Here is a 664-nt window from a genome sequence, read left to right as displayed (position 1 = left end):
CATCAGGGTCGCTACCACCCCCGTCATCATGTAACCCGCCACACCGGCCCCCCACCAGGTATCCCCGTGGATCAGCAGCAGGGCCCACAGCATACCGCTCACATTGCACAGCATGGTTTGCAGCAGCGCCTTGTAGCCGCCGCTGGAGGCGAAGTAGCTGGTACAGCCGAGGAAGCCGACCCAGGAGATGAGCCCGAGGGCGACGGCGATCCAGCCCCAGATGGCGGAGAGGATCCCGGTCGTGATGGCGATGGCGATCAATGGGCTCATGGTGTGACTCTTCAAGAAGTGACGTCTGGAAAAAGGGGGAGCCTACCCCTCGCAGGGGGGGCGGCAAGCAGGGGCGAAATTGTGTGTGATCGTCATCACTTATTTCAACTCAGGAATACGCTTGCGCTCGCGAAAAAAATTCATTGGTGGCGTCTTTGACCCTGCACCATAGTTAGAGGCCCTGTCCTGCTCATGGAGTGAGTCTGATGGTGCCAAATGTGATCGTTCCTCTGCTGGTGTTCGTACTCCTGTTCCTTGTCGGAACCATGGCCAAGGCCCTGCCCCTGTACCAACTCATGTAAATGTGTGTGAAATAAAACTCGGCCGGGGCGGGTCTTATGGTTATCACCCTCATAGCCCCGGGAGTTTTTCCATGTTGATCAAGCGTCGCTCT

The 664-nt window shown here is 57.5% G+C and carries 1 protein-coding gene; it reads right to left on the bottom strand.

From position 1 onward, the window contains the following. On the bottom strand, window positions 1-270 hold a 270-nt coding region (locus tag AAC083_RS10350), incomplete at its 3' end, for a DUF1097 domain-containing protein (RefSeq protein WP_146181645.1). Between the last annotated feature and the right edge of the window lie 394 nt (window positions 271-664).

The organism is Aeromonas sp. HMWF014, assembly GCF_963878295.1.
Classification (GTDB): domain Bacteria; phylum Pseudomonadota; class Gammaproteobacteria; order Enterobacterales; family Aeromonadaceae; genus Aeromonas; species Aeromonas popoffii.
This window is presented reverse-complemented; position numbering and strand designations above follow the sequence as displayed.